Source organism: Massilia sp. ST3, from assembly GCF_018119405.1.
GTDB lineage: Bacteria > Pseudomonadota > Gammaproteobacteria > Burkholderiales > Burkholderiaceae_D > Telluria.
Window position 1 is genome coordinate 47,807 of sequence record NZ_JAGPWC010000030.1, and the last position, 14,643, is coordinate 62,449.

The window sequence follows — 14,643 nt, forward strand, 5'->3', positions numbered from 1 at the left end:
GGCGCGTACGACGTGCTAGAGGAGCGGGTGGTCTGGTAGTTCGTGGCTGCTCTTGCGAGCAAAGCACCTGGCATCACGCCGTCAAATTCTTCGGCTGCTCCCGATGCCGCACGATGACCCGTTCGGTCGTCCCGAAATACGCCCCCAGGCGCTCCGCCATGTACACCGAGCGGTGCTGCCCACCCGTACAGCCCACTGCCACCGTAAGGTAGCTGCGGTTATCGGTCTTGAACGAAGGCAGCCATTTCTCCACGAAGGCGCGGATGTCCTCCAGCATTTCGGCCGCGCTCGGCTGGGCGTCGAGGAAGGCGATCACCGGCGCGTCGCGGCCCGTGAGCGGACGCAGGGCCAGGTCGTAATAGGGATTCGGGATCGCCCGCACGTCGAACACGAAGTCCGCATCGAGCGGCACGCCGACCTTGAAGGCGAAGGATTCGAAGAACAGGGTCAGGGGCGCATGCGCGAGCTCGGCCAGTTCCTTGATCCAGGCGCGCAGCTTGTTGGCCGACAGTTCCGAGGTGTCGATCACGTGGCCCAGGTTCTCGATCGCCGAAAGGCGCTCGCGTTCCTCGGCGATGCATTCGATCAGGGTGCGGCGCGAGGCCGGGTTCTCGCCGGGGCGCAGCTCGTGCGACAGCGGGTGGCTGCGCCGGGTTTCCGAGAAACGCGCCACCAGCGAATGGGTGCTCGAGGTCAGGAACATCACCTTGACCGAGTGGCCTTCCTCGCGCAGGCGGCGCACGCTGACGGGCAGCTCCACCAGCGACTCGGCGCTGCGGGCGTCGACCGCGACCGCGATCTTGCCGGTGCCGGATTCATTGACCGTCGACACGAGGGCCGGCAGCAGCGCGGGCGGCAGGTTATCGACGCAGTAGTAACCCGCGTCTTCGAGGACATTGAGGGCAACCGATTTGCCCGAGCCGGAAATGCCGGTGATGAGGACGATGTGCATGCGGCGATGATACCAAAAACCGCGGCGGCTTTACGCCTGGACGGAACGCTTAGTCCGAGCTCATGGCCTGGCGCTGGCGTTCCATGAATTCCTGCAGCGTGTCGATGCCGCGCAGCTGCAGGATGGTGTTGCGCACGGCGGCCTCGAGCAGCACCGCGATGTTGCGGCCGGCCGCCACGGGAATCACGACCTTGCGGATCGGCAGGCCCAGCACGTCCTCGGTGGGGAAGTGGAAGGGCAGGCGCTCCACCTCTTCGTCGAGCGCGCCGCGCTTGACCAGGTGGACGATCAGCTTGAGGCGCATCTTGCGCCGCACCGCGGTCTCGCCGAAGATCGCCTTGATGTCCAGCAGGCCCAGGCCGCGCACTTCCAGCAGGTTCTGCAGCAGCGGCGGGCAGCGGCCCTCGATCATGTTGGGCGCGATGCGCGAGAATTCCACCGCGTCGTCGGCCACCAGGCCGTGCGAACGCGAGATCAGTTCCAGGCCCAGCTCGCTCTTGCCCAGGCCAGAATCGCCGGTGATCAGGACGCCCACGCCGAGCACGTCCATGAACACGCCGTGCATGATCACGCGCTGGGCCAGCTTCTTGGACAGGTAGACGCGCAGGAAGTCGATCACCTGGGCCGCCGGCAGCGGTGTCGAGAACAGGGGGATGTTCTGCTCGTCGCAGATGGCGAGGATGTCGGGCGGGGTTTCCAGGCCCTGCGCGATGATCAGGGCCGGCGGGCCGCCGCCGATCAGTTCGCCGATCACGTGGCTGCGCGAACTCGATTTGAGGCGGTGGTAGTAATTCAGTTCCTGGTGCCCGAAGACCTGGATGCGGCCCGGGTGAATCAGGTTCAAGTGGCCGACCTGGTCGGCCGCCGACGCCGCGTCGCCCGCGATCTGGCGCTCGCCGCCGGGGAAGCCCGCGAACCAGCCAAGCTGGAGGCTGTCGCGATTGTCGTCGTACAGCCTTTGGATGGTCAGCGGTGATTGCAGCATGGGCATTGTCGAAGGCACGGCGGGATTGCCATGCAGAACAGTGTAACTTAGCCCAGGGCTTGCAGGCTAGGTTGCCAGTTGATGATGCGCTCGTGGACCGATTTGGGATCCATGTCGGTGGCCAGGGCGTTGCGCACCGCTTCGTCGGAGAACAGCTCGGCGATCTCGGACAGGATTTCCAGGTGCTGCTGGGTGACGTGGTCCGGGATCAGGAGGAAGAACAGCAGGCTGACCGGCTGGCCGTCGGGCGACTCGAAAGGAATCGGCTCCTTCAGGCGCACGAAGGCGGCGAGCGGGGCCTTGAGGCTCTTGCTGCCCTTGATGCGGCCGTGCGGAACGGCGACGCCGTGGCCCAGGCCGGTCGAACCGAGACGCTCGCGGGCGAACAGGTTGTCCGACACGGTCGAACGCGCGATGCCGCAGTTGTTCTCGAAGATCAGGCCGGCCTGCTCGAAAGCACGCTTCTTGCTCGACACTTCGAGGTCGAGCTGCACGTTCTCGAGCGAAAGGATTTTGCTAAGATTGGTCATGACATATGGTGCGGTGCACAAGTGGAGTGCTTGCGAGCACGAATTATAGGCCTGTTTCACAGCCGTGACATGCGATTTCGCGTCCGCTCGAAGGCCTTGCCGAAAGCCGCATTCCTACTCGACGAAAGTGGGGGCCGCCTGCCGAATTCTCCAGTGATTTAGGACGCAATTTCCTTAATGAAATTAGACTGCCGGGCCAGCGAACGTACGCCCGTCCTGTGTTCCGCCAATTTTTGAACATGTGCTGCTCAAAAAACGGGCAATGAGAAAAAGATCACGTTTTTCGGTCCGGACTGTGTGATGCCGGCCACGGCTGTGGCCTAAATCGTACATCCGTCCGGACCGATGCGCCTTACTGACGAGCGGTGCGCAGGTTTGGCGGTTTGCCGGTGCTGAAATTCGCGCGCCAGGGATTGATGTCGAGGCCGCCGCGGCGGGTGTAGCGGGCGTACACGGCCAGCTTGGTCGGCTTGCACTGGCGCAGGACGTCCATGAAGATGCGTTCGACACATTGCTCGTGGAACTCGTTGTGCTCGCGGAAGCCGATCAGGTATTTCAGCAGGCCTTCCTGCTCGATCTGCGGACCGGCGTAATGGATCTGCACGGTGCCCCAGTCCGGCTGGCCGGTGACCAGGCAGTTCGACTTGAGCAGGTGCGACACCAGGGTCTCCTCGACCGGGGCTTCGGCGTGATTGGCGGTGAGCAGGTGGGGCGCCGGCACGTAGGCGTCGATCTCGATGTCGAGGCGGTCGAGCAGGGTGCCCTCGAACTCGCCCATCCTGAGGCTGCCGAAGGCGTCCGGCGTGGTGAGCGCCACGTGGACCGGCGCGCCGAAGGCGTTCGACAGGTCTTCGCGCAGCAGCGCCAGCAAGGCGTCGGTATTCGCCAGGCGGGTCTGGTTGAAGGAATTCAGGTAGAGCTTGAAGGACTTCGACTCGACGATATTGGGCGAATCGGCCGGCGCGCTGAAGGTGGCGATCGCCACCTGCGGCTTGCCGCGCATGTTCAGCCACGACAGCTCGTAGGCGTTCCAGATATCGACCCCGAAGAAGGGAAGCGTACCCGACAGCCCGAGCTCCTCGCGCTTTTGCTGGCGCGGAATCGGGAACAGCAGTTCGGGCGCGTACTGGCTCTGGTAGGCGGCGGTTTTGCCAAGTGGCGATTGATCAGGAGTATTCATAGGTAGGGTGGACGGGTTCCCCGTCCACGCGTTCAACAATCGGTAGCGGACGCGCGGATCACGCCGTCCGCTGTTGGTCGCTTACGACCCCAGGAACAACTTATACACCGGATTGGCGCTCTCGTCCCAATACCGGTAGCCCAGCGTCGCCAGGAAGCGCGTGAACTCGTCCATCTCCGCCTTCGGCACCTGCAGCCCGACCAGGATGCGCCCCACGTCGCCGCCCTGGTTCCGGTAGTGGAACAGCGAGATGTTCCAGTTCGGCGCCATGCTTTCCAGGAAGCGCATCAGCGCGCCGGGCCGCTCGGGGAATTCGAAACGATACAGCAGTTCATCCTGCGCCAGCGCGCTCTTTCCCCCTACCAGGTGGCGGATGTGCAGCTTGGCCAGTTCGTCGTAGGTCAGGTCGAGGGTGCGGAAGCCGTGTTCCTCGAAGGTGCGCGCCAGCAGGTGCGATTCGCTGCGGCTGGCGATCTGCGCGCCCACGAACACATGGGCTTCGCTTTCGTCGCTGATGCGGTAGTTGAACTCGGTGACGTTGCGCGGGCCGACCAGCGCGCAGAAGCGCCGGAAGCTGCCGCGCTGCTCGGGAATCGTCACCGCGAACACGGCTTCGCGCGATTCACCCAGTTCCGCGCGTTCGGCAACGAAGCGCAGGCGGTCGAAGTTCATGTTGGCGCCGCAGGCCACCGCCACCAGGGTTTCGTTCTTCACCGGCTCGCGGTGCATCTGCGAGCGTTCGACATAGGCCTTGGCGCCGGCCACGGCCAGCGCGCCGGCCGGCTCGAGGATGCTGCGGGTGTCCTGGAACACGTCCTGGATCGCGGCGCAGATGGCGTCGGTATCGACCAGGATGATCTCGTCCACCACCTGCTGCGCCACGCGGAAGGTTTCCTCGCCCACCAGGCGCACGGCGGTGCCGTCCGAGAACAGGCCGACGTCGGGCAGGGTGATGCGTTCGCCGGCCTTGAGGCTGCGCGCCATCGCGTCCGAGTCCAGGGTCTGCACGCCGATCACCTTGATGTCCGGGCGCACCGCCTTGATGTAGGCGCCCACGCCCGCGACCAGGCCGCCGCCGCCGATGGCCACGAACACCGCGTGGATCGGGCCGGAATGCTGGCGCAGGATCTCCATGCCGATCGTGCCCTGGCCGGCAATCACGTCCGGATCGTCGAAGGGGTGGACGAAAGTCAGGCGCTGTTCCTTTTCGAGCAGCAGGGCGTGGTTGTAGGCGTCGGTGTAGGAATCGCCATGCAGCACCACCTCGACGCTGGCGCCGCCGCGCGCCTTGACGGCGTCGATCTTCACCTGCGGCGTGGTGGTCGGCATCACGATCAGCGCACGGCAGCCCAGGCGGCAGGCCGACAGGGCCACGCCTTGCGCGTGGTTGCCGGCCGACGCGCAGATCACGCCGCGCTTGAGCTGCTCGGGCGAGAGGTTAGCCATCTTGTTGTAGGCGCCGCGCAGCTTGAAGCTGAACACACTCTGCATGTCCTCGCGCTTGAAGTAAATGCGGTTGCCCATGCGCTGGGACAGCGTGGGCGCCAGTTCCAGCGGCGTTTCCTCGGCCACGTCGTAGACGCGGGCGGTCAGGATTTTCTTCAGGTAGTCGGTAGTCATGGTCGGATAGCGGTAATGGTGGCCATTGCTGGCGGTCCGGGACGACGCGAACTGGTTTGCCGGGAGGATGACCGTGGCGCGCAGTGCAAGGTAATGCAATACGAGGGCTGGATGACAGGCTCGTCGTATCGTGTCGTGACGATAAGTGAGGGTCATTATAATGGACGCTCGACACTACCGCTCCAGCCGACCATCGATGATCGAAAACGCCGTCCTCTGGCTCCTGAACGTGCTTGCCGCGCCGACCGTGGGGCTGACGTCCGTATTCCTCATCAGCTTCGTGTCGGCAACCCTATTGCCGCTGGGCTCGGAACCGGCGGTGTTCGCGGTGGTGAAGGCGAACCCGGCGATGTTCTGGCCGGCGATCCTGGTAGCCACGGTCGGCAACACCCTGGGCGGGGCGGTCGACTACTTCCTCGGCTATCGCGCCAAGGTGGCCTTCGCCCGCGAACGCCAGAGCCGCTGGTTCGGCTGGCTCAAGAAATACGGCGCCAAGACCATGCTGCTGTCCTGGGTGCCGGGCGTGGGCGATCCGCTATGCACCCTGGCCGGCTGGCTGCATTTGCCGTTCTGGCCGAGCGTGATGTACATGGCGATCGGCAAGTTCATGCGCTATGTGACGATGACGGCGGTGCTGCTGTATATCCCGAACGGGTTCTGGAAGACGGTGGGGGATTTCTTCGAGCGGCTGATTGGCTGATCGGCTAACGCGCACCGTTAGCCGTGAGTCGTCATTCCCGCGTAGGCGGGAACCCAAGTTTGCTCGCGCAGCCACGCAGACAACTTGGACCCCCGCCTTCACGGGGACGACGAGCGAACGGTATGGGATATGCCATTTCGCTCACCCCTCCATACCTTCGATGCAAACAGCCGACTCTGTCTAAATAAAATTTGTATAGACAGCGCCGAAGCAGTATTTCATTCCAATCCAGCCTTTGGCATTTTGCCCACGTCCCCAGCGTGGTGCAGCGCAATAAGCTAGAATGAATATCCTTCGGGCCAGTCCGACGTCGATTTGTCATCCCAATGAACGCCCCCGCACACATCCATACCCTGCTTGCCGATAACGCTCCCGCGCGCCTGCGCGAGATCCCCTACAACTACACCTCGTTCTCCGATCGCGAAATCGTGATCCGCCTGCTGGGTGAGTCGTCGTGGCGGCTGCTCGACGAGCTGCGCGGCGCGCGCCAGACCGGCCGTTCGGCGCGCATGCTGTACGAGGTGCTGGGCGACATCTGGGTGGTGCGCCGCAATCCCTACCTGCAGGACGACATGCTGGACAACCCGAAGCGCCGGGCCAAGCTGATCGAGGCGCTGCACCACCGCCTGGGCGAAGTCGACAAGCGCCGCCTGAGCATCGACGCGGAAGAGGGCGGCGACAGCGCAGCGCGCAGCGCCGCCGTCGAACAGCTGCTGGCCGCGGCGCGCAAGGCGGTCGACGACTTCGCGCGCGAATTCCGCGACATGTACGACCTGCGCAAGCGCGCCCAGCGCGTGCTCGGCGCCTACACCGACAAGCGCAACATCCGCTTCGACGGCATGCACCGCACCTCGCACGTCACCGACGCCACCGACTGGCGCGTGGAATACCCCTTCCTGGTCCTGCTGCCGGACAGCGAGGAAGAAATGGCCGGCCTGGTCAAGGGCTGCATCGAGCTGGGCCTGACCATCATCCCGCGCGGCGGCGGCACCGGCTACACCGGCGGCGCGATTCCGCTCACGCCGATGTCGGCCGTGATCAACACCGAAAAACTGATCGGACTGGGCGAGGTCGAGATGACGCGCCTGCCGGGCGTGGACCGCGACTACGCGACCATCCACACCGGCGCCGGCGTGGTCACCCAGCGCGTGTCGCAGGCCGCCGAGAAGGCCGGCTTCGTGTTCGCGGTCGACCCGACCTCGGCCCACGCGTCCTGCATCGGCGGCAACATCGCCATGAACGCGGGCGGCAAGAAGGCCGTCCTGTGGGGCACGGCGCTCGACAACCTGGCGTCCTGGCGCATGGTCGACCCGAACGGCGACTGGCTCGAAGTCACGCGCATGGACCACAACCTGTCCAAGATCCACGATGCGCCGGTCGCCACCTTCAAGCTCGAATGGACCCATCCGAGCACGAAAGGCGCGGCCAAGGGCGAACCCTTCCGCACCGAGACCTTGACCATCGAAGGCCGCCGCTTCCGCAAGGAAGGCCTGGGCAAGGACGTGACGGATAAATTCCTGGCCGGCCTGCCGGGCATCCAGAAGGAGGGCACCGACGGCCTGATCACCTCGAGCCGCTGGATCCTGCACAAGATGCCGAAGTTCACGCGCACCGTGGCGCTGGAATTCTTCGGCCAGGCGCGCGACGCGATCCCGTCGATCGTCGAGATCAAGGATTACCTGGACAGCCTGCCGAAGAACGGCGACCCGGCCTTTTCTACCTTGCGCCTGGCGGGCCTGGAGCACCTGGACGAGCGCTACCTGCGCGCGGTCGGCTACGCCACCAAGTCCAAGCGCGGCACCCTGCCGAAGATGGCGCTGTTCGGCGACATCGTCGGCGACGACGAGAACGCGGTGGCCCTGGCCGCCTCGGAAGTGGTGCGCATCGCGAACACCCGCGTGGGCGAAGGCTTCGTCGCCGTCAGCCCGGAGGCGCGCAAGAAGTTCTGGCTCGACCGCGCCCGCACCGCGGCCATCGCGCGCCACACCAACGCCTTCAAGATCAACGAAGACGTGGTGATTCCGCTGAATCGCATGGGCGAGTACACCGACGGCATCGAACGCATCAACGTCGAGCTGTCGATCAAGAACAAGCTGCAGCTGAGCGAACAACTGCACGCCTACCTGAGCAACGAGCACCTGCCGATCGAGAAGAGCGACGACGCCACTGGCGACACCGTCGACCGCGCCGAGATCCTGGGCGACCGCCCGCAGCAGGCGCAAGCCCTGGTGCAGCTGGTCGGCAAGCGCTGGACCTTCATCCTGGCCAATTTGGACGCTCGCCTGGCGGACGTGCGCGAGCAGCTCGCCTCGCTCGGCCTGGATCATTTGTCCGCGACCCTGGAGCAGCGCCTGGCCATCCAGCCGGACGCCACCCTGTTCGACGTGGTCCAGGACCACAGCGTGCGCGTGTCGTGGAAGGCGGAGCTGCGCGCGCCGCTGCGCCAGATCTTCAACGGCGCGGCCTATAAATGCATCCTCGACGAATGCACCGCGATCCACAAGCGCGTGCTGCGCTCGCGCGTCTTCGTCGCCCTGCACATGCACGCGGGCGACGGCAATGTGCACACCAACCTGCCGGTCAACTCGGACGACTACGCGATGCTGCAGGACGCGCACAAGGCCGTCGAGCGCATCATGAAGCTGGCCCGTTCGCTGGACGGCGTGATCTCGGGCGAGCACGGCATCGGCATCACCAAGCTCGAGTTCCTGACCGACGAAGAGATCGGCGAGTTCCGCGACTACAAGCTGCGCATCGACCCGGAAGGGCGCTTCAACAAGGGCAAGCTGCTCAACCTGGAAGGCGCCCATGCCGACCTGCGCAACGCCTATACGCCGTCCTTCGGCCTGATGGGCCACGAATCGCTCATCATGCAGCAGAGCGACATCGGCGAGATCGCCAACAGCATCAAGGACTGCCTGCGCTGCGGCAAATGCAAGCCGGTGTGCACCACCCACGTGCCGCAATCGAATTTGCTGTACTCGCCGCGCGACAAGATCCTCGCCACCTCGGCCCTGATCGAGGCCTTCCTGTACGAAGAGCAGACCCGCCGCGGCGTCTCGATCCGCCACTGGGAAGAGTTCGAGGACGTCTCCGACCACTGCACCGTGTGTCACAAGTGCGTGACGCCGTGCCCGGTCAACATCGATTTCGGCGACGTCTCGATGAACATGCGTAACCTGCTGCGCAAGATGGACAAGCGCAGCTTCAAGCCGGCCAACCGCGCCGCCATGTTCTTCCTGAACGCGACCGATCCGACCACCATCAACGCCACCCGCAAGGCCATGGTGGACCTGGGCTACAAGGCCCAGCGCATGGGCGCGGGCCTGTTGAAGAGCCTGGCGAAGGAGCAGACCAAGGCGCCGGCGCCGACCACCGGCAAGTCGCCCATCCGCGAGCAGGTGATCCACTTCGTGAACAAGAAGTTGCCGGGCAACCTGCCGAAGAAGACGGCGCGCGGCCTGCTCGACATCGAGGACGACAAGATCATCCCGATCATCCGCAATCCAAAGGCGACGACGGCCGACACCGAAGCCGTGTTCTACTTCCCGGGCTGCGGCTCCGAGCGCCTGTTCTCGCAGGTCGGCCTGGCGACCCAGGCGATGCTGTGGGAAGTGGGCGTGCAGACCGTGCTGCCGCCGGGCTACCTGTGCTGCGGCTATCCCCAGCGCGGCGCCGGCCAGTACGACAAGGCCGACAAGATGATGACGGACAACCGCGTGCTGTTCCACCGCATGGCCAACACGCTGAACTACCTCGACATCAAGACCGTGCTCGTGTCCTGCGGCACCTGCTACGACCAGTTGGCGACCTACGAGTTCGAGAAGATCTTCCCGGGCTGCCGCATCATGGACATCCATGAATACCTGCTGGAGAAAGGCGTCAAGCTGGAAGGCGTGAACGGCACCCGCTACATGTACCACGACCCTTGCCACACGCCGATGAAGATGCAGGATTCGCTCAAGACCGTGAACGCCCTGGTCTCGACCGCCGACAAGGTGCAGATCGAGAAGAACGACCGCTGCTGCGGCGAGTCGGGCACCTTCGCGGTCAGCCGTCCGGACATCGCCACCCAGGTGCGCTTCCGCAAGGAAGCCGAGATGGAGAAGGGCGCCGACAAGCTGCGCGCCGACGGCTTCAAGGGCGACGTCAAGATCCTCACCTCCTGCCCGTCCTGCCTGCAGGGCCTGTCGCGCTATAACGACGATTCCGGCACCACGGCCGACTACATCGTGGTGGAGATCGCCAGGCACCTGCTGGGCGAGAACTGGCTGCCCGAGTACGTGGCGCGCGCCAACAACGGTGGCATCGAGCGGGTGCTGGTATGACGAGGTGCGAACTGTGCGAGCTGGCTATGCCGGTGGTCTGGCGCGGTCCGAAGTTCAGCGTCATCGTGGTCGACGACGCCAGCTATCCGGGTTTTTGCCGCGTGATCTGGAACGAGCACGTGCGCGAGATGAGCGACCTGGCGAAGGAAGACCGCCTGCTGCTGAACGAGGCCGTGTTCCAGCTGGAAGAGGCGGTGCGCGAAGTCATGCAGCCGCTGAAGGTGAATGTGGCCAGCCTAGGCAATGTGGTGCCGCACCTGCACTGGCATGTGATCCCGCGCTATGCGGACGACGCGCATTTCCCGGCGCCGGTATGGGCCCAGGCGGTGCGCGAGACGCCTGCCGACGTGTTGGCCGCGCGCCGTGCGCTGCTGCCGCAGCTGGAAGCTGCTATCCTGCGCCGTTTCAAGTAATCGAGGATCGCCATGCCCAATCCGACCGAATTGACCGTCCACCAGAAATCGCGCCTGCTCGACATCGCCTTCGACGACGGCGCCGCGTTTTCGATCCCTTTCGAGCTGTTGCGCGTGTATTCGCCCTCGGCCGAGGTGAAAGGACACGGGCCGGGGCAGGAAGTGCTGCAAGTGGGCAAGCGCGAGGTCGGCATCACGGGCGTGGAGCCGGTGGGGAACTATGCGATCAAGCCCCTGTTCTCGGACGGGCACGAGACCGGGATCTTCAGCTGGGACTATTTGTACAAGCTGGGGAGCGAGCAGCAGGTCTTGTGGCAGCAATACCTGGCGCGCCTGGTGGTGGCCGGCTTCGACGAGGAAAGCGGACGTGCGCCGGGCGCCGAGCTGCCGGGCGCGCCGGTCATGTCGGGCTGCGGGCACAGGCACTGACCGGTAGGGTTGGCGGCTTCGCCGCCAACCCTACGTTCAAGATGGCGGCATCTCGACCTGCCTCAACAGGTTCCGTGCACACTCCCGCACCGCCTCGCGCAATTCCTCTGGCCGCCTGATCTCGAAACCGAAGGGCAAGCTCGCCAGCTGCCTTGCCATCCAGCCGATATCGTCGGCCTGGTTGTGCATCACCACCCCCTCCTGCGTCTGCTCGAACACCGCGATCGTGCGCGAGAACTGCCCCTGGGCGCGTTCCAGGCTGGTCTTGAGCAGCACCTCCACCGCATGCGCGCGCGGCAGGGTGGCGACCGAGCGCTGCAGGTAGGCCAGGGCATCGAAATCCTGCGGCCGCTCGAAACGCCGCTCCAGCGTCTCCACCGCGCGGATGCGGTCGAGGCGGAAGGAACGGATGGCGCGGCGCAGGTGACACCAGCCGACCGCATACCAGCAGCCGCCGTGGTAGGCCAGCCCGTAGGCGTCGAAGGCGCGCTCGGTCGGCGTGCCCGCCGCGTCGCCGTAGTGCAGGCGCACCCGCTGCCCGTTCCGGGCCGCGACCGAGAGCGCAGCCAAGGCCGCATGGCTGGCGGCGGCGGACGCGCCCTTGACGTCGAGCTGCACGGTCTCGTCCACGGCGCGCACGCGCTGGCGCAGGCCGGCGGGCATGGTGCGCTCCAGCTTGGCCTGGGCGCTGGCGACGGCCGGCGCGGTGCGGTCCAGGCCGAAGCTGCGGGCGCCCAGCAAGCCCACCGACAAGGCCACCGCCTCGTCCTCGCTGAACATCATCGGCGGCAGCTTGAAGCCGGCCACGAGGGCGTAGCCGCCGGCGCGCCCGCGCTCGGCCGTCACCGGTATCCCCATCTCTTCCAGGGTGGCGATGTAGCGCCGCAAGGTGCGCGCATCGACCCCGAGGCGGGCCGCCATCTCGGCGCCGCTGATGCGCCCATGGGCCTGCAGCAGTTCCAGCACCGCCAGCACGCGGGTCGTCGGGTTCGCCATGTCGAAAATGTTCGTGGAAATCAGGGCCGATTATGTCCTGATTGGCGCTTACGCTGCAATCCTCATCTTCCACGGAGCAGGAGAAAAACATGGATGCGGCACAACTGGGATTGTTCTTTGCTGTTGTCTTCGGCGTGATCGCGCTGCCGGGACTAGACATGGCCTTCGTGCTGGCCAGCTCGATGCGCGGCGGCAGCAGTGCCGGCTTTGCCGCCGTGGGCGGCATCATCGCCGGCGGCGTCGCCCACACCCTGATGGGTGTGCTGGGCGTGGCCGCCATCCTGGCCGTGTGGCCGCCGCTGTTCAACGCCATGCTGCTGGCGGGCGCCGTCTACATCGGCTGGATCGGCTGGAGCCTGCTGCGCGCCAAGGCCGCGCCTTCGCTGGCGATCGCGCCGCAGGCGCAGCTGCAAATCAAGCAGCGGGGACGGGCGATCTTCCTGCAGGGGATGCTGACCTGCCTGCTCAATCCGAAAGCCTATGTGTTCATGCTGGCGATCTTCCCGCAGTTCCTGCGCCCCGCCCAGGGCGCCTTGTGGGGACAGGCAGCCTTGCTGGGCCTGATCATCGCCTTTACCCAGGCCCTGGTGTATGGCGCGGTGACGGTGGGCGCGCTGGGCGCCCAGCGCCGCATCCATGCGCATCCGCGCGCGGGCCTGCTGGCCACGCGCCTGGTGGGCGCCGTGCTGGTCGCGGCAGGCGTCGCGACCCTGCTCCAAGGCTGGCGCGGCGCCTAGGGTCTGTCTGACCGAACGCGGAGGCGACCGGATAATTGCTGGCGCATGGTGGGGTGGACGGGGTGATTCGGGCCAGTGGCTCGAATCACGAACGTCCACGCGGTGATAAGTAGGTGCTCCGCTTTCGTGCCGGTTGATCTCGCCGCAAACTATCACCGCGTGGACGGCAAAGCCGTCCACCCTACGAATAAACCAAGCGCGGTGCAGACTCAGTCGGATAGACCCTAGGCAAACGGTGTGGAGCCGCCCGCACGGCCGTGCGGACCGTCGTAAACGACAAAGAGCACGTCGATGACGTGCTCTCAGTCTTGGGCATGCCCGCAACGCGGGCCGCGCTCGGTCTTACTGCGGCTGGATGTTCGCAGCCTGCTTGCCTTTCGGGCCAGCCGTGATGTCGAAGCTCACGCGCTGGTTTTCCTGCAGCGACTTGAAGCCGTTAACGTTGATGGCCGAGAAGTGTGCAAAGACGTCTTCGCCGCCGCCGTCAGGCGTAATGAAGCCGAAACCCTTTGCATCGTTGAACCACTTTACAGTGCCAGTCGCCATGTTATTCCCTCAATAAAAAAGTATATGTGTTATTGCGATGCGCCACGCCGGAGGACTGGAACCAGGGGCGTGCTCAACATTGCAATCTGATTATAGAAGCAATTTTTATTTTTTCAGCAAGTTTTTTTCAATCGTGTGCTCCCCTTCCCATTGGCTTTTTGTTCGCACGGCCGTGCAGCGTTCCGTCAGCTCAGAACGAGAACGGCACACGTACCGTCAGCGTCACGTCCGGGGTGTCGCGGGTGACGCCGGCGCCCACTGCGATGTTCAGGCTGCGCTTCTCGTTGAGGCGGTAGGAGTAGCCCAGCAGCAGGGTGCCGAGCTGGGTGCGGACCGAGCCCGGCACCGCCGATCCGTTCTGGCGCATGCGTGCGATCGTGCTGTGGTCGTAGCCCAGGCTGAGCGAGGCCTTGTCGTTCAGCGCCAGGCCCATGCCGAAATTAAAGCCGATCACGCTGCCCGGCTCCAGCTCGCCGAGCGGTTCGCGCTCGCCGTTCTGTACCAGGCGTGAGACACCGCTGCGCTTGAAGTTGTGGACATAGCTCAGGTTGCCGAAGAAGACCGCCGGATCGGACGGGTACAGCCAGGTTAGGGTGCCTTGCAGCGAGTGGAAGCCCGAGCCGGTCGGCAGGGTCAGCGGCAGGCCGGTTCCGGTGACGTTCTCGCCCACGCAGCGGCGGCTGCAGTCGGTCACGACTTCGAAGGGATCGCGGCCGGTGCGGCTCTTGTAGCGCAGCCCGGCGATGTAGTAGCCCTTGTCGGCGCCGCCGTCGTTGAGCTGGTAGCGGCCCGCCACCTCGACGTCGCCGAGTCCCTTGCCGCTGGTATCGAACACGCGCTCGGCGGCGGTGCCGGTGAACAGTTCACGGCTGACCGTCGCATCGGAACGGTAGACGTAGGGCACCTTGACCTCGACTTCCATGCGGTTGCTGAGGCCGGTACGTCCGGTAATCGCCGTGGTGAAGGTGTTGCGCTTGATCTCGCGCACGTCGACCAGGCCGATCAGGAGAGCGGGAATCACGGTATAGCCGACCAGGGCCACACGGTTGCTCGAGGAATAGCCGAACTGCATCGACGGCTCGAGGATGTACTTGCCGCGCGGCGTCAGCACGCCCGGCTGCTCGAACAGGGGCGCGACTTCGGGCGGACGGGTATTGCGGTTGCGGTTGCCCTGTTGCGGGCCGCCCGCTTGCGCCTGGGCCTGGGCCGGTGCGGCAGGGCGGGGCG

Annotated in this window: 13 protein-coding genes; 5 read left to right on the forward strand and 8 right to left on the reverse strand. The window is 65.2% G+C overall.

The window, feature by feature from the left end; all coding sequences use genetic code 11:
- Positions 1-73: 73 nt before the first annotated feature.
- The 5 genes from rapZ to ilvA all read right to left on the reverse strand — a co-directional run bounded on the left by rapZ (position 74) and on the right by ilvA (position 5,267).
- Positions 74-952, reverse strand: coding sequence for an RNase adapter RapZ (gene rapZ / locus KBW98_RS12455; protein WP_211520463.1), 879 nt, complete (start codon positions 950-952; stop codon positions 74-76).
- 49 nt (positions 953-1,001) lie between these two features.
- A complete protein-coding gene (gene hprK, locus KBW98_RS12460; protein ID WP_211520464.1) occupies positions 1,002-1,937 on the reverse strand; it encodes an HPr(Ser) kinase/phosphatase in 936 nt (311 codons plus the stop codon).
- 47 nt (positions 1,938-1,984) lie between these two features.
- On the reverse strand, positions 1,985-2,467 hold the full coding sequence (locus tag KBW98_RS12465) for a PTS sugar transporter subunit IIA (protein WP_211520465.1): 483 nt from the start codon (positions 2,465-2,467) through the stop codon (positions 1,985-1,987).
- 352 nt (positions 2,468-2,819) lie between these two features.
- Positions 2,820-3,647, reverse strand: a complete 828-nt coding sequence (gene queF, locus KBW98_RS12470; protein WP_211520466.1) for an NADPH-dependent 7-cyano-7-deazaguanine reductase QueF — start codon at positions 3,645-3,647, stop codon at positions 2,820-2,822.
- Between the two features lie 81 nt (positions 3,648-3,728).
- Complete coding sequence (ilvA, locus tag KBW98_RS12475; protein ID WP_211520477.1) at positions 3,729-5,267, reverse strand: threonine ammonia-lyase, biosynthetic; 1,539 nt, start codon at positions 5,265-5,267, stop codon at positions 3,729-3,731.
- A gap of 196 nt (positions 5,268-5,463) precedes the next feature.
- Between ilvA and KBW98_RS12480 the strand changes: the two genes are divergently transcribed.
- From KBW98_RS12480 to KBW98_RS12495, 4 genes are all read left to right on the forward strand, one after another.
- The gene (locus tag KBW98_RS12480) at positions 5,464-5,967 is read left to right on the forward strand and encodes a YqaA family protein (RefSeq protein ID WP_211520467.1); all 504 of its coding nucleotides are present in this window, start codon (positions 5,464-5,466) and stop codon (positions 5,965-5,967) included.
- A gap of 326 nt (positions 5,968-6,293) precedes the next feature.
- The gene (locus tag KBW98_RS12485) at positions 6,294-10,295 is read left to right on the forward strand and encodes an FAD/FMN-binding oxidoreductase (RefSeq protein ID WP_211520468.1); all 4,002 of its coding nucleotides are present in this window, start codon (positions 6,294-6,296) and stop codon (positions 10,293-10,295) included.
- A complete protein-coding gene (locus tag KBW98_RS12490) occupies positions 10,292-10,708 on the forward strand; it encodes an HIT family protein (RefSeq protein ID WP_211520469.1) in 417 nt (138 codons plus the stop codon). The genes KBW98_RS12485 and KBW98_RS12490 overlap by 4 nt, the downstream gene beginning before the upstream one ends.
- 12 nt (positions 10,709-10,720) lie before the next feature.
- Positions 10,721-11,137, forward strand: coding sequence for a gamma-butyrobetaine hydroxylase-like domain-containing protein (locus KBW98_RS12495; RefSeq protein WP_211520470.1), 417 nt, complete (start codon positions 10,721-10,723; stop codon positions 11,135-11,137).
- A gap of 36 nt (positions 11,138-11,173) precedes the next feature.
- On the opposite strand, the gene KBW98_RS12500 is transcribed toward KBW98_RS12495, so the two are convergent.
- Positions 11,174-12,133, reverse strand: a complete 960-nt coding sequence (locus KBW98_RS12500; protein WP_211520471.1) for a YafY family protein — start codon at positions 12,131-12,133, stop codon at positions 11,174-11,176.
- 89 nt (positions 12,134-12,222) lie between these two features.
- Between KBW98_RS12500 and KBW98_RS12505 the strand changes: the two genes are divergently transcribed.
- A complete protein-coding gene (locus tag KBW98_RS12505; RefSeq protein WP_211520472.1) occupies positions 12,223-12,870 on the forward strand; it encodes a LysE family translocator in 648 nt (215 codons plus the stop codon).
- A 342-nt stretch (positions 12,871-13,212) separates the two neighbouring features.
- Here the strand turns inward: KBW98_RS12505 and KBW98_RS12510 are convergent, their stop codons facing one another.
- A complete protein-coding gene (locus KBW98_RS12510) occupies positions 13,213-13,416 on the reverse strand; it encodes a cold-shock protein (protein ID WP_211520473.1) in 204 nt (67 codons plus the stop codon).
- Positions 13,417-13,606: 190 nt separating this feature from the next.
- On the reverse strand, positions 13,607-14,643 hold a 1,037-nt coding region (locus tag KBW98_RS12515; protein WP_229429152.1), incomplete at its 5' end, for a hypothetical protein.